Here is a 317-nt window from a genome sequence, read left to right as displayed (position 1 = left end):
AAGCCCAAATATATTACTCAAGAGGAACAGCGAGCAGCTAATGCAGCTGCCCGGGACGCTGAAAATCGTCGTGGAAAAATTGAGCGATACTTCTCCTTTATCAAGCACAAATGCGGACTAGGATTAGTGCGCGCAAAAACAGCCTCCACTGTTGCCGTTTCAATTGATTTGGGGATTATGGTGGCCAATATTGAAACAGTTTTACGCTTTTTTTCTTGGAAACTTTTGCTTACCATCAAAACTAACGATATTTATTTAAAAATCAGTTATCAAACAAACCAAATAGATTAAATTCAAAGGCCTAATTCAGTAGCCAC

General features: G+C 39.1%; 1 pseudogene. It reads left to right on the top strand.

The window, feature by feature from the left end:
* Positions 1-291 (top strand): annotated as a pseudogene (locus tag ON15_RS11860) (IS5/IS1182 family transposase); the annotation flags it as partial.
* Positions 292-317 lie beyond the last annotated feature (26 nt).

This window comes from Liquorilactobacillus vini DSM 20605, from assembly GCF_000255495.1.
Classification (GTDB): domain Bacteria; phylum Bacillota; class Bacilli; order Lactobacillales; family Lactobacillaceae; genus Liquorilactobacillus; species Liquorilactobacillus vini.
Note: the sequence above shows the minus strand (reverse complement) of the source record. Positions and strands in the feature narration are given on the sequence as shown.